This is a genomic window from Streptomyces sp. NPDC048523, from assembly GCF_043199815.1.
Lineage (GTDB): Bacteria > Actinomycetota > Actinomycetes > Streptomycetales > Streptomycetaceae > Streptomyces.
Genome location: NZ_JBICWQ010000018.1, coordinates 22,941 through 46,184, shown reverse-complemented (window position 1 = coordinate 46,184; position 23,244 = coordinate 22,941). Strand labels below are relative to the sequence as shown.

The 23,244-nt window shown below is 71.2% G+C and carries 22 protein-coding genes; 20 read left to right on the top strand and 2 right to left on the bottom strand.

The features are described from left to right. Positions 1 to 14: 14 nt before the first annotated feature. Together ACGFWE_RS42545 and ACGFWE_RS42540 are read left to right on the top strand one after the other, a co-directional pair. Positions 15 to 1,046, top strand: a complete 1,032-nt coding sequence (locus ACGFWE_RS42545; protein WP_352392227.1) for a methyltransferase — start codon at positions 15 to 17, stop codon at positions 1,044 to 1,046. 44 nt (positions 1,047 to 1,090) lie between these two features. Beyond that, entirely contained in the window at positions 1,091 to 2,695 is a 1,605-nt protein-coding gene (locus ACGFWE_RS42540) for an FAD-dependent oxidoreductase (RefSeq protein WP_393605931.1), read from the top strand. A 77-nt stretch (positions 2,696 to 2,772) separates the two neighbouring features. Here ACGFWE_RS42540 and ACGFWE_RS42535 read toward each other — a convergent pair whose 3' ends face one another. Continuing rightward, positions 2,773 to 4,362 (bottom strand): FAD-dependent monooxygenase, encoded by a 1,590-nt coding sequence (locus tag ACGFWE_RS42535; RefSeq protein WP_352392290.1) that lies wholly within the window; start codon positions 4,360 to 4,362, stop codon positions 2,773 to 2,775. Between the two features lie 227 nt (positions 4,363 to 4,589). On the opposite strand from ACGFWE_RS42535, the gene ACGFWE_RS42530 reads away from it, so the two are divergent. From ACGFWE_RS42530 to ACGFWE_RS42445, 18 genes are all read left to right on the top strand, one after another. Then, positions 4,590 to 5,042, top strand: a complete 453-nt coding sequence (locus ACGFWE_RS42530; RefSeq protein WP_352392291.1) for a DUF1772 domain-containing protein — start codon at positions 4,590 to 4,592, stop codon at positions 5,040 to 5,042. Continuing rightward, positions 5,039 to 5,596, top strand: a complete 558-nt coding sequence (locus tag ACGFWE_RS42525) for a hypothetical protein (protein WP_393605929.1) — start codon at positions 5,039 to 5,041, stop codon at positions 5,594 to 5,596. The genes ACGFWE_RS42530 and ACGFWE_RS42525 overlap by 4 nt, the downstream gene beginning before the upstream one ends. Beyond that, complete coding sequence (asnB, locus tag ACGFWE_RS42520) at positions 5,593 to 7,470, top strand: asparagine synthase (glutamine-hydrolyzing) (protein WP_393605927.1); 1,878 nt, start codon at positions 5,593 to 5,595, stop codon at positions 7,468 to 7,470. The genes ACGFWE_RS42525 and asnB overlap by 4 nt, the downstream gene beginning before the upstream one ends. A 91-nt stretch (positions 7,471 to 7,561) precedes the next feature. Then, the gene (locus tag ACGFWE_RS42515) at positions 7,562 to 7,933 is read left to right on the top strand and encodes a TcmI family type II polyketide cyclase (RefSeq protein WP_352392294.1); all 372 of its coding nucleotides are present in this window, start codon (positions 7,562 to 7,564) and stop codon (positions 7,931 to 7,933) included. Then, positions 7,930 to 8,361 carry a cupin domain-containing protein gene (locus ACGFWE_RS42510; protein ID WP_352392295.1) on the top strand — a complete coding sequence of 144 codons (432 nt, stop codon included), beginning with the start codon at positions 7,930 to 7,932 and terminating at the stop codon, positions 8,359 to 8,361. The genes ACGFWE_RS42515 and ACGFWE_RS42510 overlap by 4 nt, the downstream gene beginning before the upstream one ends. Further along, positions 8,358 to 9,641, top strand: a complete 1,284-nt coding sequence (locus ACGFWE_RS42505) for a beta-ketoacyl-[acyl-carrier-protein] synthase family protein (RefSeq protein ID WP_352392296.1) — start codon at positions 8,358 to 8,360, stop codon at positions 9,639 to 9,641. The genes ACGFWE_RS42510 and ACGFWE_RS42505 overlap by 4 nt, the downstream gene beginning before the upstream one ends. After that, a complete protein-coding gene (locus tag ACGFWE_RS42500; protein WP_393605924.1) occupies positions 9,638 to 10,900 on the top strand; it encodes a ketosynthase chain-length factor in 1,263 nt (420 codons plus the stop codon). Before ACGFWE_RS42505 ends, ACGFWE_RS42500 begins: the two co-directional genes overlap by 4 nt. 69 nt (positions 10,901 to 10,969) lie before the next feature. Then, entirely contained in the window at positions 10,970 to 11,434 is a 465-nt protein-coding gene (locus tag ACGFWE_RS42495) for an SRPBCC family protein (RefSeq protein WP_352392298.1), read from the top strand. 33 nt (positions 11,435 to 11,467) lie between these two features. Further along, positions 11,468 to 12,217: an SDR family NAD(P)-dependent oxidoreductase gene (locus ACGFWE_RS42490; RefSeq protein ID WP_352392299.1), complete on the top strand. Its 750-nt coding sequence runs from the start codon at positions 11,468 to 11,470 to the stop codon at positions 12,215 to 12,217. Between the two features lies 1 nt (position 12,218). After that, the gene (locus tag ACGFWE_RS42485; protein WP_393605921.1) at positions 12,219 to 12,542 is read left to right on the top strand and encodes an antibiotic biosynthesis monooxygenase family protein; all 324 of its coding nucleotides are present in this window, start codon (positions 12,219 to 12,221) and stop codon (positions 12,540 to 12,542) included. Further along, positions 12,539 to 12,847, top strand: coding sequence for an antibiotic biosynthesis monooxygenase (locus ACGFWE_RS42480; protein ID WP_352392300.1), 309 nt, complete (start codon positions 12,539 to 12,541; stop codon positions 12,845 to 12,847). The genes ACGFWE_RS42485 and ACGFWE_RS42480 overlap by 4 nt, the downstream gene beginning before the upstream one ends. Before the next feature lie 220 nt (positions 12,848 to 13,067). Next, a complete protein-coding gene (locus tag ACGFWE_RS42475) occupies positions 13,068 to 14,321 on the top strand; it encodes a cytochrome P450 (RefSeq protein ID WP_393605919.1) in 1,254 nt (417 codons plus the stop codon). Between the two features lie 54 nt (positions 14,322 to 14,375). Next, entirely contained in the window at positions 14,376 to 15,188 is an 813-nt protein-coding gene (locus ACGFWE_RS42470; protein ID WP_352392302.1) for an SAM-dependent methyltransferase, read from the top strand. Positions 15,189 to 15,243: 55 nt separating this feature from the next. Then, positions 15,244 to 16,020: an SDR family oxidoreductase gene (locus ACGFWE_RS42465; RefSeq protein WP_352392303.1), complete on the top strand. Its 777-nt coding sequence runs from the start codon at positions 15,244 to 15,246 to the stop codon at positions 16,018 to 16,020. A gap of 261 nt (positions 16,021 to 16,281) precedes the next feature. After that, the gene (locus ACGFWE_RS42460; RefSeq protein ID WP_393605916.1) at positions 16,282 to 17,262 is read left to right on the top strand and encodes a zinc-binding alcohol dehydrogenase family protein; all 981 of its coding nucleotides are present in this window, start codon (positions 16,282 to 16,284) and stop codon (positions 17,260 to 17,262) included. A 287-nt stretch (positions 17,263 to 17,549) separates the two neighbouring features. After that, positions 17,550 to 19,139 (top strand): MDR family MFS transporter, encoded by a 1,590-nt coding sequence (locus tag ACGFWE_RS42455; RefSeq protein WP_393605914.1) that lies wholly within the window; start codon positions 17,550 to 17,552, stop codon positions 19,137 to 19,139. Positions 19,140 to 19,209: 70 nt separating this feature from the next. Further along, on the top strand, positions 19,210 to 20,058 hold the full coding sequence (locus ACGFWE_RS42450; RefSeq protein WP_393605912.1) for an SDR family oxidoreductase: 849 nt from the start codon (positions 19,210 to 19,212) through the stop codon (positions 20,056 to 20,058). Positions 20,059 to 21,161: 1,103 nt separating this feature from the next. After that, positions 21,162 to 22,643 (top strand): peptide MFS transporter, encoded by a 1,482-nt coding sequence (locus ACGFWE_RS42445; protein WP_393605910.1) that lies wholly within the window; start codon positions 21,162 to 21,164, stop codon positions 22,641 to 22,643. 40 nt (positions 22,644 to 22,683) lie between these two features. Here the strand turns inward: ACGFWE_RS42445 and tpg are convergent, their stop codons facing one another. Continuing rightward, positions 22,684 to 23,244: a telomere-protecting terminal protein Tpg gene (tpg, locus tag ACGFWE_RS42440; RefSeq protein ID WP_352390980.1), complete on the bottom strand. Its 561-nt coding sequence runs from the start codon at positions 23,242 to 23,244 to the stop codon at positions 22,684 to 22,686.

Genomic DNA, 23,244 nt, shown 5'->3' with positions numbered 1-23,244 from the left:
GCTAGGAGGCTCGCGTGACAACGACCGATGACCGTACGACGGCCGCGGCGGTCGACCCCGGTCCGCTGATCAAGCTGACCATCGCGGACTGCGCGGCCAAGGTGCTGCACAGCGCGGTGACGCTCGGGGTGTTCGGCGCACTCGCCGAAGGGCCGCAGGGAGCGGACCACATCGTTGCCGCGACCGGCCTGCACCCGCGCATGGCCCCCGACTTCCTCGACGCGCTCGCGGGCCTCGGGCTGCTGGAGCGCAGCGGGGACCAGTACGCCAACGCGCCGCTGGCCCGGGCCTACCTCGTGCCCGGCACCCCCACCTACCTCGGCGGTTTCGTCGAACTGACCAACGAGACCCTGTACAGCACCTGGGGACGGCTCACCGAGGCACTGACCACCGGTACCCCCCAGCACCTCGACCCCGACAAGGGCGGCTTCGTGGGCGACAAGCACCAGGACCCGCAGAAGATGAAGCGCTTCTTCGCCGGCCTTGACGCCTACAGCGACCGGATGGGCATCGAGATCGCCGGCCGGATCGACTGGAGCCGCCACTCCTCCTTCGTCGACCTCGGCGGCGCCCGCGGCAATCTCGCGTCGGTCCTGGTCAAGGAGCACCCGCACCTGAAGGCCGGGGTGTTCGACCTCGAACGCACCCGCCCCCTGTTCACCGAGCACACCGCCCGTCTCGGCCTGGACGGCCGCATCGAGTTCACCGGCGGCGACTTCTTCACGGACGACATCCCCAACGCCGACGTCATCGTGCTCGGCCACATCCTGCACGGCTTCGACACCGACCGGCGCCAGGAACTGCTGCGCCGCGTCCACGCGTCCCTCAACCCCGGCGGGCAGATCCTCGTCTACGACCGGATGATCGACGACGAGCGCCGCAACGCCGAGCGCCTGCTGTCCAGCCTCCACATGCGCCTGGTCAGCCCCGACGGCTCCGAATACCGGACCGGCGACGTCAGCGCCTGGCTGCGCCGGGCCGCATTCACCGCCATCACCACAGAGCCGCTGCTCGGCACGCACACGCTGGTGACCGCGACCCGATGACCGGCCACACGGAGCCGCCCGTCCCGACCACCCAAGGAATCACCATGAGCCAGGAGAAGGTGCCCGTTCTCATCGTCGGCGGCGGCCTCACGGGCCTGTCCGCCGCCGTGTTCCTCGCCCACCACGGGGTGAAGGCGACGCTGGTGGAGCGCCACCCCGCCACCTCCACCCACCCCAAGGCCCGCGCCATCAACCCGCGCACGATGGAGCTCTACCGCGCCGTCGGCATGGAGGAACGCGTCCGGGCCGGACGTTCGCCGATCTCCGGCAACACCGACCTCGTGCACGTGGAGACCCTCGCCGGCGACGAGCGGGTCCGCATGCCCAACGCCTCCATCGAGGACATCAGCCGGATCAGCCCCGCGCAGTGGACCCTCATCGACCAGAACCAGCTCGAGCCCATTCTGCGCAAGCGGGCCGAGGAGGCCGGCGTCGACCTGCGCTTCCACACCCGCCTCGACGCCGTCACCGAGGACGCCGACGGCGTGAGGGCCACCCTCACCAACGCCGGCACCGGCGAGAGCTCCCAGCTGCGCGCCGAGTACGTGATCGGCGCCGACGGCAGCCGCAGCCCGCTCCGCGAGCTGCTGGGCATCGGCGCCCACGGCCGCGGCACCATCACCAACCTGGTCAGCTTCTTCTTCGACGCGGACCTGACCGAGCCGCTGCGCGGCCGCAAGATCATCGCCGCCTACGTCAACAACCCCGACGTGCGCGGCACGATCATCCCGATCGACAACGACCGCAAGTGGGTCATCAACGTCTCCTTCTTCCCGGACAAGGGGCAGAGCGCCGAGGACTTCACCCCCGAGCGCTGCGTCGAACTGGTCCGCGCCGCGGTCGGCGTCCCCGACCTGCCGCTGACGATCGAGTCGGTCGACATGCCGGCCTGGGACATCTCTGCGCGCGTCGCCGACACGTTCGTCCGCGGCCGCTTCCTCGTCGCCGGCGACGCCGCGCACGTCATGCCGCCCACCGGAGCCTTCGGCGCCAGTACCGGTATCCAGGACGCCTACAACCTGGCCTGGAAGCTCGCCCTGGTGCTGAGCGGCAAGGCCGGGCAGGACCTGCTGGCCACGTACGACTGTGAGCGCCGCCCGGTTGCCGAGGAGACGGTGCGTCAGGCGATGCTGCGCTTCGCCGTCCGCGAGGGCAAGCAGTTCCAGGACGTCGCCAAGGACCTGGTCGACGAGACCACGATGACCTTCGGATACGCCTACCCGGCGGGCGCGTTCGCCGGGGAGGACCCGCAGCTGTGGACCGTCACCGAGAACCCGGACAAGCCCAGCGGCCGGCCCGGCTCGCGCGCCCCGCACGTCGTCGTCACCGGTGACCACGGCCCGTTCTCCACTGTCGACCTCTTCCCGGTCGGCTTCACCCTGCTGACCGCCGGACCCGCCGCGCGCTGGGCCGCCGCCACCCAGGCCGGCCGCGACCTCGACCTGGTGGTGACCGTCCGCGGCATCGGCGAGGGCGGCGACTACGCCGACACCGAGGACACCTTCAAGGAGCGCTACGGCATCGGCGAGGGCGGCGCGGTCCTCGTCCGCCCCGACGGCTTCGTCGCCTGGCGTTGCCGCACCGGCCCCCAGGGGGACGTCGCCCAGACCGTGACCGGCCTGCTGCGCGGGATCCTCGCCCTGGACTGACCGGCTCAAAGGCTCACCACGACTCGGCGCGCCCTACCCGACCGGGTAGGGCGCGCCGAGTCGTGGTGGCGGCGCTCTCAGAGCGTGCGCGACAGCAACCGGTGCACCACCGCCGACAGCTCGACCGCCGGATCCGCGGGCTGCTCGGCGGCGCGCCACGCCAGGAACCCGTCCGGGCGGACCAGCGCGGCGCCCGAGGCGGTGATCCCGTACTTCTTGAGGAACTCCTCGACCACCCCGGCCGGCTCTTCACCGCCGACCCGGTGGAAGGCGATGTCCAGGCCGGTGAGCCGGGACACGCCGCCCACGGCCCGCTCCCACAGGCCGCTGTCCGGTCCGGCCAGCAACCGCCAGCCGCCCGTCAGCAGGTCGTGCAGCGGGCTGTTGGTGCCGCCGGAGCACAGCTCGACGTGCGGGGCCCGGGTGCCCGGACGGCCCGAGGGCTGCGTAGGGTCCTCCACCGGGGCGCCGTCGTCCCCACCCGGCTCCGACAGCACCGCGCCCGAACGGTAGACGTGGCCGAACAGCACGGTGGTCTCCGGCCGGTGCCGGGCCGCGACCTCCTCGTCCAGGCCGCTGCGCTGCAGGTAGCGGATCACCCCCTGCTCGACGGTGAACTCGGCGACCGGGACCCGCTCCTCCTCGTAGGTGTCCAGCAGGCGGGAACCGGCCTGCCCGCGCAGCACCAGCGCCAGCTTCCACGCCAGGTTGTGCGCGTCCTGCACACCCATGTTGCCGCCGAAACCGCCGGTGGGCGGCATGACATGGGCTGCGTCACCGGCCAGCAGCACCCGGCCCGAGCGGAAGCGGTCGGCGATCCGCGCCGCGATCTCCCAGCTGCTGCTCGACTCCACCGCCACGTCCAGGTCCGGCACGCCGACCGCGGCCCGCACCATCTCGATGCAGTCCTCCTCGCCGTACTCGGCGTGGGTCTCCTGGGGCGGCAGGCTCGGCGCCAGCACCCAGCGGTCCGCGTCGTCGAGGCGCCCCAGCACACCCTTGACCTTGTCGTTGCTGACGAAGCAGAGGAAGAACTCGCGGTCGGCGACGTATTCGTCGAGCGCCGCATGGAAGATGACGTTCATCTGGCGTCCGAAGACGCCCTGGCCGTGCGTGCCGATGCCCAGCCCCTCACGGACCGGGCTGCGGAACCCGTCCGCCGCGACGAGGTACTTCGCGCGGACCGTGGTCTCGGTGCCGTGCCGCAGGTCCCGCAGCACCGCGGTGACCCCCTCGGCGTCCTGCTCGTAGCCCACCAGCTCGGTGGCGAAACGGATGTCCGCGCCCAGTTCCTCGGCCCTCGCGCGCAGGACCGGCTCGAAGCGGTCCTGGCCGATCAGGGTCCAGCCGGTGGTGCTGACCTCGTTCGGGTCGTGCCGGAAGGGCCCGTCGAAGCGGCCCAGTTCGGCCCCCGTGAGCGATTCCACCTGCAGGATGTCGCCGTACTGCGCGTGCGGATTCTCCTGCCTGCGCACCTTCTGCTCCAGGCCCAGCGCACGCATCAGCTCCATGGTGCGGGGGCTGGCTGCCTGGGCTCGCGGGTGCGCAGAGATGTGCGCGTGCCGCTCGACGAGCACCGGCCGGATGCCCTGCTGGGCGAGGAACAGCGCCTGGGCCAGGCCCACCATGCTGCCGCCCACGATCAGTACGTCGGTTTGCTCCGCCACCGGATGTGCTCCCTTGTCTCGATGCCGTTTTCCGTCCCGATGCGGTTCCGGACACTCCCGGCCAGCGAACAGGGCCCGGCTAGAGGGCCGCTCGGGCTGCGCACGCGCCCCCCGCCGCGGCGGCCCGGACGTGCCCCGCCAAGACCGTTCGAGCGGGACGCGAGGCCTCACTGGCACCGTCGCCGTACCGCTGTTGACGATCCGTGTGGAACGGGAGGCCTCGGGCCGTGGTGCAAACCCTGAGTGTGCTGGTGCTGCTGGGCACCGGACTGGTGGCGGGAGTGCTGTTCGCCGTGGCGATCAGCGTCATGCCCGCCCTGATCGCGATGACCCCCGACCGCTATGTCGACACGCACAAGCTGCTCGGCAAACGCTACGACCGGATCATGCCGTTCATCGTGTCCGGCTCCGTCGTCGTCGACGCGGCGTTCGCCGTGCGCGCCGCCGAGACCGCGCCGCGCGTGCTGTTCATCGCCGCGGCGCTCGCCATGACCGGCGTCGCCATCGTCTCCCAGACCCGCAACGTCCCCATCAACAACCGGGTCAAGAAGACACAGCCGCAGGACATCGGCCCCGACTGGGACGACCCGCGGACCCAGTGGCGCGACTGGCACCTGCTGCGCACCTGCTTCGCCGTCGCCGGCTGCGTCCTGACCGCCGCGGCGGTGGTGCTGTCATGACCGCCATCGGGCAGATGACGGCGCCCGGTGCACGCATCACCCGCACGCTGCCCGGCGAGGAGGACCGCGCCGCCGCCAACGCCCGCATGATCGCGATCCTCTCCAGGCCCGACCCCGGCCCGGTCGCGGCCCACCTCGCCCTGCTGCATTTCACCGGCCGCCGCACCGGCCGCGCCTACACCGTGCCCGCGGGCGTCCACCGCCTCGGCGGCGCCCTCCACCTCGCCACCGGCAGCTCCTGGCGCCACAACTTCCAGGCACCGGCCGACGGCGAGCTCACCTGGAACGGAAAGCGCACCGCAGCCCGCTTCGAACTGGTCACCGATTCCGAGACGACCGCCCGCGGATACCTGGAGCTGTACGAGCACTACGGCGCCGAAGCCGCCCAGCGCCGCCTCGGCATCGTCGTGGCCGACGGGCCCACGCCCACCTTGGACGACTTCCGCGCCGCCGTCACCGGCATCCCGCTCGCCCTCGTCGCCGTCACGCACGCCACCGCCACCGACACCGGCGACACCACCGAACTCGCCGTGAATGAGAGGACCTCCCGATGAGCGCAATCGCCGGCTGGGTCGACTTCGAGCGGGACCTGTCCCCGCAGGCCAGCGTCGTCGAGGCCATGGCGGCCACCCTCGCCCACCGCGGCCCGGACGGCCAGGGAACCTGGGCCGAGGGCCACGCCGCTCTCGCCCACCGGCGCCTGGCCCTCCTGGACGTGACGGAGTCCGGCAAACAGCCTGTCGCCCACACCACCGAAGGCGGCACCACCGTCGCGGTCCTCACCCTCGACGGGGCCATCACCAACCACACCGAACTGCGCACCGAACTGGCCGCCAGGGGCCACCGGTTCACCGGCGGCGGCGACGGCGAGACCGCCCTGCACGCCTACCTGGAGTGGGGCACCGACTTCCTCACCCACCTGGAGGGCCTCTTCGCGATCGCCCTGTGGGACGTGCGCGGCCAGGAACTCCTGCTGGCCCGCGACCGTCTCGGCGTCAAGCCGCTCAGCTACTACCCGACCCCCACCGGCGTCATCTTCGGCTCCGAGGCCAAGGCGATCCTCGCCCACCCCGACGTGGAACCGGTCGTGGACGCCGACGGCCTGCGCGAGCTGTTCGCGCACAGCCGCAAGCCCGGCACGGCCGTCTACCGCGGCATGCGCGAGGTCATCCCCGGCCACGTCCTGGTCGTACGCCGCCCGGGCAGCCACGACAGGCGCTACTGGTCGCTGCCCGCGCGGCAGCACACCGACAGCCTCGAAGACACCGTCACCACCGTCCGAGGCCTGCTCGCCGACGCGGTCGCCTCCCACCTGCACGCCGACGTGCCGGTGGGCGCGATGCTCTCCGGCGGCATCGACTCCAGCGCCCTGACGGCGCTCGCCCACCGGACGCTCGCGGCCGACCGCGCCGGCCCGCTGCGCAGCTTCTCGGTGAACTTCACCGGCTACACCGAGAACTTCCAGCCGCACCCCACGATGCGCTCCACGCCGGACGCACCCTTCGCGGCGCTCGCCTCGCAGCACATCGGCTCACGGCACACCGAGATCCTCCTCGACACGGCCGCGCTCACGGACCCCCAGGTGCACGCCGCCTCCCTGCGCGTGCAGGACGCCCCGTCCCCGCTCGGCGACATGGACGTCTCCCTCATCCAGTTCTTCGCCGCCCTGCGCGCGCAGGGCATGGCGGCCGTACTCTCCGGCGAGACCGCCGACGAGGTCTTCAACGGCTACTTCTGGGCCTACGACCCGCAGCACAGCAACTCGCAGACGTTCCCGTGGGTCTCCTTCGAGCGCGGCCACGACGCCGCCGCGGGCGGCCTGGGCACCTCCATGGTCGACCGCGGGCTGCGCAAGGAGCTCGACTTCATCGGCTACGCCGACCAGCACTACCGCGACGCCCTCACCGAGGTCCCGCACATCGACGGCGACACCCCCGCCGAGCGCCGGGCCCGCGAGGTCACCTACCTCGCCCTCACCCGCTGGGCACCCACCCACCTCGACCGCGCGGACCGCATGAGCATGGCCCACGGCGTGCAGCTGCGGCCGCCGTTCTGCGACCGGGCGCTGGTCGAGTACGTCTACAACGTGCCGGCCGCCCTGAAGCGCGTCGACGGCGTCGAGAAGAGCCTGCTGCGCTCCGCGGTCGCCGACCTGCTCCCCGATGCCGTGCTGCAGCGCAAGAAGAGCGCGTACCCCACCACCCAGGAAGCGGCCTACGGGGACTTCGTGCGGTGCCGGTTCACCGAACTGGCCACCGACCGCAACGCCGCCGTCGCTGCGCTGCTCGACACCTCGGCGACGGCCGAGGCACTGACCGCCGGCAGCTCCCCGCAGGGCGCCTTCGCCTGGGTCGAGCGGGCCAGCATGGAGATGGTGCTGCAGCTCGAGACCTGGCTGACCGAGTACCGGATCGACCTGCGGCTGTGACCGCGCAGGCCGCCGGTCCAGAGCGCTTCAAGACAGCTTCGAGAGCCCCCCGCCAGGGTGGGGTCACGACCGAAGAAGCCAGGAGGGCAACGTGCACCGCACACTGATCGTGGCGCGGATGAACCTCGCCGACGCCGAGGGCGTCGCCAAGGTCTTCGCGGACTCGGACAGCACCGACCTGCCGCACATGGTGGGCGTCTCCAGGCGGACCCTGTTCGCCTTCCACGACCTGTACTTCCACCTCGTCGAGGCCGAACAGGACATCGGCCCCAACCTGTACAAGGCGCGCAGCCACCCGCTGTACAACGACATCAACACCCGCCTGCAGGAGTTCATCTCCCCCTACGACCCGAACTGGCGTGAGCCGCGCGACGCGATGGCCGTGCCGTTCTACACCTATACCCCCCAGGACGGTCCCGTCACCACCCGGCCGTCCGGTCCGACCCTGGGCGGTACCCGATGACCACAGCGGCGAACACCACCAAGGTCAACCTCGAGGACGTCGCCTCCAACCGCAAACGCGGCGGCGACATCCGCATCACCCTCAGCCCGCGCACCGTCGGCTGCACGTCCGGCTTCGGCGGGACGCTGCGCCTGTCACCGGGGGAGTACGTCACCGAGCACCTGCACCCCTACTCCGAGGAGTTCCTGCACGTCGTTTCCGGCGATCTGGAGATCAGCCTCGACGGGGAGCCGGTACGCATCGGTCCGGGCGACTCCCTGCTCGTCCCGATCGGCGTCCGCCACCGCCTGGCCAACGCCGGCCAGGAACCGGCACAGGTGGTGTTCCACCTGTCCCCGCTGGCGCCGCGCCCCGAGCTCGGCCACGTCGACACCGAGACCCCGCTCGTCGAGGGCGGCGCCAACCCGGACGTAGGAGGGGCCCGATGAGCCGTCGTGCCGTCATCACCGGGGTCGGCGCAGTCGCCCCCGGCGGCATCGGCCGGGACGCCTACTGGGACCTGCTGTCCAACGGCCGCACGGCCACCCGGGAGATCACCCTGTTCGACGCGTCCACCTTCCGCTCCCGGGTCGCCGCCGAGTGCGACTTCGACCCGGTGGCCGCGGGCCTGAGCAACCAGGAAATCCGGCGGATGGACCGGGCCGCCCAGTTCGCGGTCGTCGCCGCCCGCGAGGCCATCGAGGACAGCGGCATCGACCTCGCAGCCGGGGACCCGGGCCGCATCGGCGTCAGCATCGGCAGCGCCGTCGGCTGCACCACCGGTCTGGAGGACGAGTACGCGGTCCTGTCGGACGGCGGCAAGAACTGGCTCGTCGACCACAGCTACGGCGTCCCGCACCTGTACGGCTACATGGTCCCCAGCACCCTGGCGGCCGAGGTCGCCTGGCAGGCAGGGGCGCAGGGCCCGGTCGCACTGATCTCCACCGGCTGCACGTCCGGCCTGGACGCGGTCGCCCACGGCGTCCAGCTCATCGAGGAAGGCACCGCCGACAGCGTCATCGCGGGCGCCACCGACGCCCCGCTGTCGCCGATCACCGCCGCCTGCTTCGACGCCATCAAGGCGACGACGCCCCACACCCACGGCGACCCCGCCGCGGCTTCCCGGCCCTTCGACGGCCGCCGCGACGGCTTCGTCCTCGGCGAGGGCGCCGCGGTCATGGTGATCGAGGACGCCGAGTCGGCCCGCCGCCGGGGCGCCACCGTCTACGCAGAGGTGGTCGGCTTCGCCAACCGCTCCAACGCGTTCCACATGACGGGACTCAAGCCCGAGGGCCGCGAGATGGCCGAAGCCATCCGCGTCGCCCTGAACCGCGCACACCTCGACCCGCAGGACATCGACTACATCAACGCGCACGGCTCGGGCACCAAGCAGAACGACCGGCACGAGACGGCCGCGTTCAAGCGGAGCCTGGGACAACGCGCCTACGACGTTCCGGTCAGCTCCATCAAGTCGATGATCGGCCACTCGCTGGGTGCGATCGGCTCGCTGGAGGTGGCCGCGTGCGCCTTGGCACTGCGTCACCAGGTGGTGCCGCCGACGGCGAACCTGTCGGTCCCCGACCCCCAGTGCGACCTCGACTACGTGCCGGTGACCGCCCGGGAGCACCGCATGGACCACGTGCTCAGCGTCGGCAGCGGGTTCGGCGGCTTCCAGAGCGCCATGATTCTCGGCCGCCCCGGCGCCGGGACCGCAAGGGAGGCGGCATGAGCGCGCTCGGCATACCCGAGGGGCGACGGCGCCCCGCGGTCGTCACCGGCCTCGGCGTGGTCGCCCCCACCGGCATCGGAGTCCGCCGGCACTGGGAGTCCGTGCTGGCCGGCAAGAGCGGCCTGGGCCGCATCACCCGCTTCGACCCGACCTCGTACCCGGTCAAGGTGGCGGGGGAGGTGCCGGGCTTCGACGCCGCTGACCACGTTCCCAGCCGCCTCATCATGCAGACCGACCGCTACACGCACGTCGCTCTCGCAGCCGCGGAGGCCGCGCTCGCCGACGCGGGCGCCGACCCGGCACAGCTGCCCGAGTACGAGATGGCCGTCGTCACCGCGAGCTCGTCCGGCGGCACCGAGTTCGGCCAGCACGAGATGGAGAGCCTGTACCAGCGGGGACCGGCCTGGGTCGGCGCCTACCAGTCGATCGCCTGGTTCTACGCGGCGACCACCGGCCAGGTCTCCATCCGTCACGGCATGCGCGGCCCCTGCGGGGTCATCTGCACCGAGCAGGCCGGCGCTCTGGACGCGCTGGGCCAGTCCCGGCGGCTGCTGGACACCGGCTCCCGGCTGGTCCTGTCCGGTGGTTCGGACGCCTCGCTGTGCCCGTACGGCCTGACCGCCCAGCTGTCCACCGGCGCGCTGTCCACCGAGGACGACCCGACCCGCGCCTACCTGCCCTTCGACGAGGCCGCCCGCGGCTACGTACCCGGCGAAGGCGGCGCCATCCTGGTCGTGGAGACGGAAGAGGGTGCCCGCCGGCGAGGCGCTTCGCCCTACGGCCGGATCCTCGGCTACGCCGCCGGGTTCGACCCACCCGCCGGTTCCCAGCGGCCGCCCGTGCTCGCCGCGGTGACCCGGCGGGCCCTCGCGGACGCCGGGATCACGGCCGACGCCGTGGACGTCGTCTTCGCCGACGCCGCCGGCGTCGCGGACCTCGACCGCGCCGAAGCCGCCGCGATCAACGAGGTGTTCGGTGCCGGCCGGGTACCGGTGACCGCACCCAAGACCCTCACCGGCCGGCTGTACGCGGGCGGTGCTGCCCTGGACGTGGCGACCGCCCTGCTCAGCCTGAGCGCCGGTGTCATCCCGCACACCGCCGGCGCCGGCCGGCCCGCCGCGGAGCTGGGCATCGACCTGGTCGTCGACCGCCCCCGGCACACCGCGCCCCGGACCGCCGTCGTTCTGGCCCGCGGGCACGGCGGCTTCGCCTCCGCTCTGATCGTGGGGGCCGGGGACCGCACCGACCACACCAAGTGAGCCCCGTACAAGCGAAAGGCACCACGTCATGAGCGAATTCACCCCCGCACGAGCAAAGGTCCGTGTCTGATGGCCGGTCACACCCAGAACTCCGTGGTCATCGACGCCCCCATGGACCTGGTCTGGGAGCGCACCAACGACGTCGCGTCGTGGACCGAGTTGTTCAGCGAGTACGCCCTCGCCGAGATCCTGGAGCAGGACGGCCCCACCGTCACCTTCCGCCTCGCCCTGCACCCCGACGAGAACGGCAAGGTGTGGAGCTGGGTCTCCCAGCGCACCACCGACCTGGCAACCCGCACCGTCCGCGCCCACCGCGTGGAGACCGGCCCGTTCGAGTACATGAACATCCACTGGGAGTACACCCAGACGGACGACGGCGTCCGGATGCAGTGGACCCAGGACTTCCACATGAAGGACGGCGCCCCGCTCGACGACGCGGGCATGACGGACCGCATCAACGGCAACACCGCGGTCCAGATGAACCTGATCAAGGAAAAGCTCGAGGCCGCCGCACACGCCGCCCACGCGAGCTGACGTTCGCTGACGCACCACAGGAGGGGAAACACCGTGGAACTCGCACTGCACGGCAAGAAGCTGCTCGTCACCGGAGGCACCCGGGGCATCGGCCGGGGCATCGTCCTGGCCGCCGCACGCGCAGGCGCCGATGTGCTCACCTGCTACCGCCAGGAGAGCGAATACGTCCAGAGCCTGCGCCGAGAGCTCAAGGAGACCGGCGGCGACCACCACGTCGTCCGCGCCGATGTCGGCGAGATCGCCGAGGTGGACGGGCTCGTCGAGGAGGCCAAGAACCGCTACGGGCGGCTCGACGGCATCGTCAACAACGCCGGCACGATCACCCACATACCGTTCGCCGAGCTGCCGGCCGAGGAGTGGTCACGTGTCATCGACACCAACCTGACCGCCGCCTACCGGGTCATCCAGCAGGCCCTGCCGCTGCTCGGCGCCGGCAGCTCGATCGTCAACATCGGCTCCCGCGGCGCCGCTGCCGGTATCCCGCTGCGCGCCCACTACACCGCCGCGAAGGCCGCGATGATCGGCCTGACCCGCTCGCTGGCCAAGGAACTCGGCGGCAAGGGCGTCCGCGTCAACGTCGTCGCGCCCGGCGTCATCGAGACGGAGGCTTTCGAGACCATGCCGGCCGAGCGCGCCGAGGGTCTGCGCGCCACCTACTCCCAAAAGACGGCGCTCGCCCGCCTGGGTACGGTCCAGGAGCTGGCCGCGCCGGTCCTCTTCCTGCTCAGCGGCCTTTCCGCGTACGTCACCGGCGAGACCATCAACGTCGACGGAGGCATCTGACGTGTCCGACGCGACGTTCCGGGTCATGCTCCGCATGCAGATCAAGCCCGGTATGGAAGCCGAGTTCGAACGCGTGTGGAAGGAAGTGGGCAGCTCGGTGACCGGCCACCCCGCCAACCGCGGCCAGTGGCTGTCCAAGAGCACGACGGACAGCGAGGACGGCATCTACTACATCGTCAGCGACTGGGTCGACGAGCCTTGTTTCCGCGAGTTCGAGACCAGCGACACCCACCTTCAGCACCGCACCAAGCTGCACCCGTACCGCAGCGGCGGCTCGATGACGACGATGGACATCGTCGCGAACCTCTCCGGGGCGCCCGCATGACAGCCACCCCCGCCGTGGAGGTCGTGCTCTACCACCTCTCCGACCGGGGCGAGGACGTCCTCGCGGCCTACCACGAGGCCAGCCGCCGCATGGCCGGCACCCCGGGCCTGCTGGGCAACCAGCTCATGAACGAGCTGGGCCGTCCCGACAGCTACGTCGTGGTGAGCCACTGGGACAGCTGGACGTCCTTCGAGACGTGGGAGCGCGGCGCGGAGCACAAGGACCAGACGGCGCCCCTGCGTGAGTTCCGTGACACGAAGCGGCACCGCCCGTTCGAGATCTACAAGGTTCTCGCGAGTTACTGACCCCCCACGGGAATGCGGGCTGCCGCCGTTGCCTCCACGGGATCCGGAAAACGGAATTCCCATGAAGGGAAACCGGGATTGGAATTCCACTCGAAGCCGGCTCGAAGCGGCCTGGACCGGGGTGGGAACTCCCCCTTCCCTGTGGCTGAATGAGCTCCGAGGAAAAGCCATGGCTCGCCAACCGAACGCATAAATCTGCCGCCATACGAGGGAGCGCCACGTGGCCAGCGCAGCGACGACGAGCAACGTGCTCGAGCTGTTCGACTCCGGTTTCATACGCAATCCGCACCCCACGCTCGCCCCGTTGCGCGAGCAGTCGCCCGCGCACCTCGTGGCCACTCCCAACGGCCTCAAGACGTGGCTGGTGACCCGCTACGAGGACGCCAAGGCGCTGCTGACCGACCCGCGGGTGAGCAAGGACATGCGCGTCGGCTACGGCCTGGTCCCGCAGAACTTCGTGGATCCCGGGAAACAGGCGCACTTCCAGGCGCAGCGGGGAACCCGCAAGCAGTTCGCGACCGAGCTGAGCACCACCATGCTGGACAGCGACCCGCCGGACCACACGCGCCTGCGCAAGCTCGTCGCCAAAGCGTTCACCATGCGTCAGGTCGAGGCGCTGCGCCCGCGGATCACCGAACTGGTCACCGAGCTCCTGGACGCCATCGAGGGCCAGGACGAGGCGGACCTGATGGACGCCCTCAGCTTCCCGGTCCCCTTCACCGTGATCTGCTGGCTGCTCGGCGTGCCGCCCCAGGACCGCGACCGGTTCCGCCGCTGGTCCAACCTGCTCACCTCCGGCCAGGGCACCGAGGCAGCCCTCGACGCCAGCCAGGACATGGTCGCCTACCTGCGCGCCCTCATCGCCGACAAGCGCGAGAACCCGGCCGACGACATGCTGAGCGCGCTCATCGAGGCGACCGACGAGGGCGAGAAGCTCGACGAGGTGGAACTCATCTCGATGGCCTTCCTCCTGCTCGTCGCCGGCCACGAGACCACGGTCAACCTGCTCAACACCGGCACCCTGGCCCTGCTCACCAATCCCGACCAGCGTGCCCTGCTGGAGGCCGACCCCGGCCTCTGGGACAGCGCGATCGACGAGTTCCTGCGCATCGACGCGCCGCTGGCCAATGCCACCTGGCGTTTCACCCTGGAGCCCATCCAGCTGGGCGACGTGCTGATCCCCAAGGGCGAGTTCATCACGATCTCGCTGAGCGCCGCCGGCCGTGACCCCAAGCGCTACGCCGACCCCGACCGCGTCGACGTCACACGCAAGAACTCCGGGCACCTGGCGTTCGGCCACGGCATCCACCACTGCATCGGCGCGCCCCTGGCCCGGCTCGAGGGCCGCATCGTGCTCGGCGAGCTGTTCCGCCGCTTCCCCGGGCTGAGCCTTGCCCAGCCCGAGGGCGAGCTGTCCTGGCGGCCCAGCTTCAACCTGCGCGGGCTCGCCTCCCTGCCGGTGCGCCTGCGCTGACCGCCCGATCCGCCCGCTTGCGCTCTTCGAGCCAGCTTCCACAAGGAGACAACCGTGACCCGTCCCTCCTGGGCACCGCCCGAGGTCGACATCGACAAGCCGAGCATCGCCCGCGTCTACGACTACTGGGTCGGCGGCTCCCACAACTTCCCGGCCGACGTCGCGGTCGCCAAGTCCATCGCGGACAAGAACCCCCTGCTGCCACGCACCCTGCGCTCCAACCGGGCCTTCCTGCGCCGCGCCGTCAAGGAACTGACCGCCCTGGGCATCGACCAGTTCCTCGACATCGGCTCCGGCATCCCCACCGAGGGCAACGTGCACGAGGTCGCCCTCGAGAACAACGGCGACAGCCGCGTGCTGTACGTGGACATCGACCCGGTCGCCGTGGCCCACGGAAAGGCCATCCTCGCGGGCCACCCGCAGGCCGCGTCGCTGCTGGGCGACCTGCGCAAGCCCGGCGACATCTTCGCGTCGAAGGAGATCGAACTGATCGACTTCTCCCGCCCCGTCGCCCTGATCTTCGCCGCCGTCCTCCACTTCGTCAGCGACGCCGACGACCCGAAGGGCATGCTGCGCGAGTTCACCGCGAAGCTCGCCCCCGGCAGCTACGTCGTCATCTCGCACGCAGGCATGAACAACAAGCCGGCGCCGCAGGAGGTCCCCGCCTCCGCCCAGGAGACCTACGTGCGCAACGTCAGCGAGGTCTACTGGCGCGACACCGCGGAGGTCACGGACCTGTTCGAGGGACTGGAGCTGATCGAGCCCGGCGTGGTCCCGGTTCCGCTGTGGCGCATCGGCCCGCAGGGCGACCCCGAGGGCTTCGGCGCCGAGGCCCACGCCCTGGCCGGCGTGGCGAAGAAGGCCTGAACCCCCGGGCCTGCACGGCGAACGACCCCACGATCTGGCTGAATTGGAGTGACTGATGGAGACCGATCTCCGTAACAAGGTCGTGCTGGTGACCGGGGCTTCCTCGGGCATCGGCCGGGCGACCGCCGTCGCCTACGGCAAGGACGGCGCCCGCGTCGCGATCACGTACAACAGCAACAAGGAAGGCGCGCAGGAGACCGCCCGGCTCGCCCGCGAGGCCGGCGCCGCCGACACCCTGACGGTCCGTTACGACCTCACCGACGAGGCCGTCATACGGGACGCGGTCAAGACCGTCGCCGACACCTGGGGCGGCATCGACGTCCTGGTCAGCAACGCCGTCGTGTGGTCCGAGGGCATCCCGCGCCCCGGCCGGGTGATGCCGGCCTTCGAGGACGCCGACCCGAAGCTGTGGCAGGAAGTCCTGCGCACCAGCGTCGACGCGACCTTCCACACGGTCGCCGCGGCGCTGCCGTTCCTGCGCGGCCGCGAGTGGGGCCGCATCGTCATGGTCTCCTCGGGCCTGGCCGACTACGGCATGGTCGGCGGCGCCGCCTACGGCGCGGCCAAGGCCGGCCTGCTGGGCATCGCGCGGAGCCTGACCTGGGAGCTCGCCCCGGAGAACATCCTGGTCAACGTGGTCGCCCCTGGCCAGACCCTGACCGAGAACGTGCGCCGGATCGCCCCGGCCGCCGCACTGGAGGCCAAGGCGAAGACCCTCCCCTCGGGCCACCTGTCGGTGCCCGAGGACGTGGCGAACACGATCGTGTTCCTCGGCTCGCGCGCCAACGGCAACATCAACGGCCAGACCATCCGGGTCACCGGCGGAGCGTGACACCGCCGGCAGGCCCACCGCCGCCACGTCCGCTCGAGCGGACGTGGCGGCCCGGCAGTACCTCCCATTCCCCCCACACCTCCGCCGGTGACCTGGATCTCGCCGCGCTCTGTGCCGCCGATCGGGACGAGGAGCGCTTCCCCGGCGCCGGCCGGCTCGACACCCGCCCGAACTCGAACGGATGCCCGGGCGGTTGCTCAGCGGCTTCCGCACCGTCCCGGTCACCTGGTGACCGCCCACCCAGAAACCCCTGGAGGAACCATGCGTGTCGTCCGCTACCACGAGCACGGCGACCCGAGCGTCCTGCGCGTCGAGGACGCCCCCGAGCCGGAGGCCGGCCCCGGCGAGGTACTGATCCGCGCCGAGGCGATCGGCGTCAACTACGCCGACGTCCAAAAGCGCCAGGGCCTGCCCATCGGCGGCCCGGTCACCCTGCCCGCCGCGCCCGCCGGTGATGTCGCCGGCGTCGTCGAGGCGGTCGGCGCGGGCGTCACAGGAGTGGCGGTGGGCGACCGCGTCGTCGCCCCGGTCCGCTACGGCGCCTACGCCGAGTACGCGACGGCGTACGCGGCCACGGTCTTCCCGATCCCGGCCGCCATCGACGCCGCCCAGGCCACCGCGCTGCCCAGCCCCGGCGAGACCGCCTACCACGTGCTCACCACCGTCGGCCGGCTGGAGCCCGGCGAGACCGTGCTGATCAACGCGGCGTCCGGCGGCATCGGCCACCTCCTTGTCCAGCTCGCCCGCGCCAAGGGCGCCGGCCGCATCATCGGCACCGCCGGCTCCCCGGCCAAGCTCGACTTCGTCCGCTCCGTCGGCGCGGACGTCGCCGTCTGCTACGGACAGGAGAACTGGGTGGACGAGGTGCGCGCGGCCACCGGCGACAAGGGCGTCGACCTGGTGCTCGAGACGGTCGGCAACGAGGTCCTGGCGCACAGCATCCGGCTGGCCGGCCGCTTCGGCCGCATCGTCTGCTACGGCGGCGCATCCGGCGAGCGCCCGCCGGCCATCTCGCCCTGGGACTTCATCGACATGAAGTCGCTGCACGGCTTCAACCTGTACGCCTTGTTCCAGGACCGGCCCGAGGTGATCGCCGCAGGCCGCAAGGAGCTGTTGGAGTACGTGGAGTCCGGCCAGGTCACGCCCGTTGTGTACAGCCGGATCCCCCTGCAGGAAGCGGCCAGGGCGCACGAGCTGATGGAGGCTCGCAAGCACACCGGCAAGGTGGTGCTGATTCCCTGACCACCAGGGCCAGTTGTCCGGCTCTCGCAGCCTCTGCTATGGTCTTGAAAGTCCGTAATCGCATTCAGAGGGAGTAGCGAGAGCCAAGACGAACACCGAAGGACCTCGATCGGCAGTCTGCTGATCGAAGGTTGAGAGGGCCCAGTGAGGCCGGAGTCGGACAGGATCCGACCACCCATCTCCGCTGCCGAAGACACAGGCAGCGTTCTTCATGGATTTCGTTCTGCGCACTCCCGTATCGAGCGATGCTCTGCATCGGCGTCGCTCCCCGATTACTAGGACCCTTCGTGGCTTCCGCATCATCCGATCCTGCCATCCCGCTCACCGCCGTGCCGTCCTCCAGGACCAACGTGGTGGTCCTCGCTCTCATGGCGGCGGCCTTCCTCGCCCTGCTCGACACCCAGGTCGTCGCCACGGCACTGCCCGCCATGGTCAGTGACCTGGGCGGACTCGACCAGTTCGCCTGGGTCACCACCAGCTACATCATCGGCGGCTGCGCCGCCCTGCCCGTCTTCGGAAAGCTTGGGGACCTGTTCGGACGCAAGCGTGTCTTCATGGCCTCCATCATCGTCTTCCTCGCCGGATCCGTCGTGTGCGGCCTGGCCCAGACGATGAGTCAGCTCGTCGCCTTCCGCGTCCTCCAGGGCATCGGCAGCGGAGGCCTGTTCATCGGCGTCCTCGCCCTCATCGGCGAGATGTTCTCCCCGCGTGAAGGCGCCCGCTACTACGGCTGGTTCTCCATCACCTTCGGCGCCGCCTCACTCCTCGGCCCCACCCTCGGCGGCATCCTGACCGACCTCGCCAGCTGGCGCTGGGTGTTCTTCGTGAACCTGCCCCTCGGCCTCGTCGTCCTCGCCGTCGTCTCCGCACTGCTGCACCTGCCCGCCCACGTCCCGAAGAAGGCGCACATCGACTACGCCGGCGTCGTCCTGCTCGTCGCCGCGATCGTCGCCCTCAACCTCCTCACCAGCTGGGCCGGCGTCAAGTACGCCTGGTCCTCACCCGTCATCCTCGCCCTGGCCGCCGGATCCGCCCTCGCCGTGGCACTCTTCATCCTCGCCCAGCGCCGCGCCGTCGACCCGGTCATCCCGCTCAGGCTCTTCGCCGACAAGACCTTCACCGTCGTCGTCATCCTCAGCTTCGTCGCCGGCATCATCGGACTGGGCATCCTCAACTACCTGGTCCTGTGGCTGCAGACCGTCCTCGGCCTCGACGTGGAACAGGCCGGCTACGCCATCAGCGCCCTCATGCTCGGCGTCGTCGTGACCTCCTGGCTCAGCACCAAGGTCATCGGGCACAGCGGCTCCTACCGCTGGTTCCCGGTGTCCAGCATGGCGGTGTTCATCCTCGCCGGCGCCCTGTTCACCACCGCCGGCCCCGACACCGGCGTCCCCCTCACGATCGTGTACATCCTGCTCTTCGGCATCGGCGCCGGCCTCAACATGCAGGCCCTGAACCTCGCCGCCCGCAACACCGCCAGCATGCAGGACATCGGCGCCGTACAGGGCACCACCAACCTCATGCGGCAGCTCGGCACCGGCCTCGGTGTCTCGTTCTTCGCCGCCCTGATGACCTCCCGGCTCGACACCGGCCTGCACGAGCGGCTCGGCGGCGAAGCCGGTGCCCGCCTCGACAAGGACGGCTCGCTCTCGCCCGAGGTCCTCGGCCGCCTCTCCAGCTCCGTGCGCGCCGAAGTCGTCGACGTCTACGCAGACTCGCTGCGCGCCACCTTCTACGCGGTGATCCCGATCGCCCTGGTCGGCCTGGTGGCCGCGCTCTTCCTCAAGGACGTCAAGCTCGCCGGCGGCCACGGCCACGGCGGCGCCGAGTCCGAGCAGCCGAGCGGCGACACCGCGGCCTCCCGCGGCGAATCCTGACTCTCCCACTCCACGAGTGGTCCCCTCGCACGGACTTCCGCCGTGCAGCACATCCCAAGGAGATACACGCATGATTCTCGTAACCGGTGCCACCGGCAACGTCGGCTCCGAACTCGTCGCCCAGCTCGCCGCCGACGGCGTGCCCGTGCGGGCCATGACCCGCAACCCCGGCAAGGCCGACTTCCCCGCCGGCGTCGAGGTGGTCGCCGGCGACTTCGACAAGCCCGAAACCCTCCCCGCCGCCCTGGCCGGCACCGACCGCGTCTTCGTCTGCCCGCCCGGCTACGGGCCCGAGGGCCCGGTCCAGGAGCGCACCCTCGTCGCCGCCGCCCGCGAGGCCGGCGTCAAGCACCTGGTCAAACTCTCCACCAGCGGCGTCGGCTACGGCGCCACCGACCCGCTGACCTCCGGCCACCGCGCCGGCGAGCAGGTCATCCAGGACTCCGGCCTGCAGTGGACCATCCTGCGCCCCGGCACCTTCATGATCTACCTCTACAGCTACGCCGACACCATCCGAAAGCAGCGGACCCTGTACGCCACCGAGGGCGACCCGGTCTCCGCCATGATCCACCCCCGCGACATCGCCGCCGTGGCCGCCACAATCCTCACCACCTCCGGCCACGAGGGCCAGGCCTACACCCTCACCGGCGGCGAGGCCCTCAGCCCGCAGCGCCAGGGCGAGATCGTCGGCGAGGCCCTCGGCCAGGAGATCAAGATCGTCGAGCGCACCCAGGCCGAGGCCCAGGCCGAGTTCGACCGCCTGGGCTGGGGCGGCCCCCGCCTTCAGGCCCTGCTCGAGCTCAAGCGCCAGTCCGCCGCCTGGGACTGGAAGATCTCCGACTCCGTCGAGAAGATCACCGGCAAGGCTCCGCTGACCCTGCGCACCTGGGTCGACGAGAACATCCACATCTTCGGCTGACCCGAACCGCACACAGCGTGGGGCCGGCAGGCCCGGGAGACTCCCCGGCCTGCCGGCCCCACGCCGTTTCCACCCTCCAGCGGCGGCCCAGCCGGACACCAGGGCCGTTCGAGACGGGCTCTCCATCCTGGGACACGAAAGCGCAAGGGGCCCGCCGACCCAATGGGGGAGTACGACAGATGGCACACGGCCCGCTCCGCCGGACACCCGGCTCGGCCGCACAGGGCCACGCCGCCGCGCACAGCATCACCTTTCCCGACACCGCCACGCAGCGAGGCCTCGCTGCGCAGGCTCGGCACCGACCGGATCGACCTGTGGCAGATCCCCACCCGGACCTGCCGCCGGCCGGGAGGAGATCCGGCAGGCCATGGAGTCCTCGTGGCCCAGGGCAAGGTCCGCTGCACCGGCACCTGCGACTTCTGCGGCGGGGACACCGCTTGCGCGCAGGAGACCACCAACAACGCCACTGCCTCGGACGCGCCTCGAGCAGTGCGTGTACAGGCTCGTGACCCGCCACGCGGAACCGAAGTGATCCCGGCCGCACAGGCGTACGGCCCAAGCCCACCCGCTTCGTGCCGCACAACGGTCCGGCCGTCGTCCCCGGCTGGGTCCACGAGAGGCCCGAACGCCCGCGGGCATGCCGCACGTTGGGACTCGCCGGCCAAGAACACGACTCACCACCTGCCCCAGGGCCGCAAGGCGGCACTGTACGGCGACGGCCTCGACATCCGCGACCGGCTGCACACCGCCGACCATGTGCACGGCATCGAACCCGTGCGCACCGTCGGGCCGGCAGGCGAGACCAACCACATCGGTGGCGGCACGGAACGGTCGAACCGGGAGCTGACACAGCGCCTCCTCGATGCCTGCGGCGCCGGCCGGGACATGCCCGACTTCGTGCCCGACCGCAAAGGGCCACGACCGGCGCTGCACCGACGACGTCACGAAGACACGCACCGGGCTCGGACACCAGCCGTCGAAGGACTTCGACACGGTTCTGGCAGAGACAGCCGCCGGTAGCCACGACCACTGCGCCCGGCGGGAGCCGCCGCGCGCACGACCTGGCCGTCGTCCTGATCCGAACCGCACAGAAGGAGACCACCGTGAACAGTCCGAGCCGGACACGCGGCCACAGCGATGCCCGGGGACGTCATGGGGACGCCGGGGACGAGCAGAGCCGGCCCGATGGTGCTGCGCTCCCCGGGGCCCGCCGGGGCTTTCTCACCCTGCTCGGCGTCGACCTGTGGGAGCGCTTCAGCTTCTTCGGCATGGCGGCGATCCTCGTCCTCTACCTCACCGCCGCCCCCGCCGACGGCGGCCTGGGCATGTCCCAGCAGACGGCCACCGCCCTGTTCGCCACCTACATGTCCCTGAACTTCCTGGCCGGACTGCCCGGCGGCTGGCTCGCCGACCGGGTCCTGGGCGCCCGCCGCGCCGTCCTGGCGGGCGGCGCGCTCATCGCCTGCGGTCACGCCGTCCTCGCCCTCGCCGCCGCTCCCGCCCTCTACACCGGTCTGGCGCTGGTCGTCGCCGGCACCGGCCTGGTCAAACCGTCCCTGGCCGCCATGGTGTCCGCCGTCAGCGGCACGGCCAGACGGGAAGAGGCCTTCTCCCGCTTCTACATGTGCATCCAGGTCTCCGCCCTGCTCGCCCCGGTCCTCACCGGCTTCCTCGCCGAAAAGGTCACCTGGCACCTGGGATTCGCCGCAGCCGCCTTCGGCATGGCAGCGGGCCTCGCCCAGTTCCGTCTCGGCCTGCGCGTCCTCGACGGCACCGGCAGCGCCCCCACCCGTCCCCTGACCCGCGCACAGGCCCGCACGGCCGCCCGGCGCACCGCCGTGGTCCTCGCGCTCGGCGCCGTGGCCACGACCGCCGTCGCCCTCGGCGCGCTGCCCCTGCTCGCGCTGCTGGCCCTGCTGGGCGTGGCGACGGTGTGCCTGCCGTTCGTGTACCTGCGCTCCCTGGGCCGGCGCAGCACCGTGGAACGCGCCCGGCTGACCGCCTTCACCACAGTCATGGCGGCTTCGGCGGCCTTCTGGATGATCTTCGCCCAGAGCGGTTCCGTCCTGTCGCTGTTCGCCGCGCACCACACCGACCGCGACATCCTCGGCTTCACGGTTCCCGCCAGCTGGCTGCAGTCGGTGCACCCGCTGTTCATCCTGCTGCTGGCCCCCCTGGCAGGCCGGCTGCGTACGACGACCACCGCCAAGTTCGCCGGTGCCCTGGCCGCGGCCGGCCTGAGCTTTTTCGTCATGGCCGCAGCCGCCCTGCTGGCCCGCACCGGCGACGTCTCCGTGACCTGGCTGATCGCCGTCTACCTGCTGTACTCACTGGGCGAGGTGGTGCTCGCCCCGGCCGGCCTCGCCCTGGCCGCTGCCGTCGCTCCACCCGGCTACCTCAACCGGTTCCTTGCCCTCAACGGCATGTTCGCAGCCGTCGGCGTCGTCCTGGGCGGCCAGCTGTACCGCCTGACGGCAATCCTGCCCCTGCCCGCCTACTTCCTCCTCATGGGCGGCACCGCCCTGGCCACCGGCGCATTCGTGGCCGCCCGCTCCTCTCACCTGCAGCCCCACCTGCCGGGTTGACGCACGACGAAACCGCCACCTCCTACGAGGCAGAGGGACCCTAGTAGTCGAGATCGAGATAGTCGATGTCGTTGAGGGTGACGTCGGAGAGTCCTGTGGCGCGGCTGCCGCCGTCCTGGAAGTAGATCTCTTTGAATCCTTCGGCGATGATCTGGCGCATCTGCCGGTCGCCGGCTCCGGTGGTGCGGGCGTCGAAGAGACGCTGCGCGTACGCCGGGGGGAGATGCACGGTCAGGCGCCTAAAGCGTCCGTCGTCGGTCGTGCCGACGGGTGCGCTGTAGCCGAACCGGGCGCGGGTCTCCACCGTGATCCCGGTCGTAGTGGCGGCCCGCTTCTGCCGGCGCTTGCGCACCTGCGGCTGCCATCGCTGCCGTACGGCGTCATCGATCTTCGCGGCGATGTCGGGGCGGGCGTGTCTGCGGGCGCCGCGCCGGTAGCGGTTGACGGAGTCGGCGGTGACCCCGATCTCGCGTGCGACGGCCTTCGCGCTGCCCAACTGCCGGATCAGGTAGCCGATCTGAGCCTTGAGTGTCTTGGGCGGCCGGCGGGTGAACGCTTCCCGGTCAGCCCGCTCGATGGCCTCGTCGATCTCTCCGGCCAC

Coding starts and splice junctions, on each gene's coding strand:
- ACGFWE_RS42495 (WP_352392298.1), top strand. CDS start 10,970: ATGGCCGGTCACACCCAGAACTCCGTGGTCATCGACGCCCCCATGGAC.
- ACGFWE_RS42525 (WP_393605929.1), top strand. CDS start 5,039: ATGACCGCCATCGGGCAGATGACGGCGCCCGGTGCACGCATCACCCGC.
- ACGFWE_RS42480 (WP_352392300.1), top strand. CDS start 12,539: ATGACAGCCACCCCCGCCGTGGAGGTCGTGCTCTACCACCTCTCCGAC.
- ACGFWE_RS42450 (WP_393605912.1), top strand. CDS start 19,210: ATGATTCTCGTAACCGGTGCCACCGGCAACGTCGGCTCCGAACTCGTC.
- ACGFWE_RS42510 (WP_352392295.1), top strand. CDS start 7,930: ATGACCACAGCGGCGAACACCACCAAGGTCAACCTCGAGGACGTCGCC.
- ACGFWE_RS42465 (WP_352392303.1), top strand. CDS start 15,244: ATGGAGACCGATCTCCGTAACAAGGTCGTGCTGGTGACCGGGGCTTCC.
- ACGFWE_RS42505 (WP_352392296.1), top strand. CDS start 8,358: ATGAGCCGTCGTGCCGTCATCACCGGGGTCGGCGCAGTCGCCCCCGGC.
- ACGFWE_RS42500 (WP_393605924.1), top strand. CDS start 9,638: ATGAGCGCGCTCGGCATACCCGAGGGGCGACGGCGCCCCGCGGTCGTC.
- ACGFWE_RS42540 (WP_393605931.1), top strand. CDS start 1,091: ATGAGCCAGGAGAAGGTGCCCGTTCTCATCGTCGGCGGCGGCCTCACG.
- ACGFWE_RS42460 (WP_393605916.1), top strand. CDS start 16,282: ATGCGTGTCGTCCGCTACCACGAGCACGGCGACCCGAGCGTCCTGCGC.
- asnB (WP_393605927.1), top strand. CDS start 5,593: ATGAGCGCAATCGCCGGCTGGGTCGACTTCGAGCGGGACCTGTCCCCG.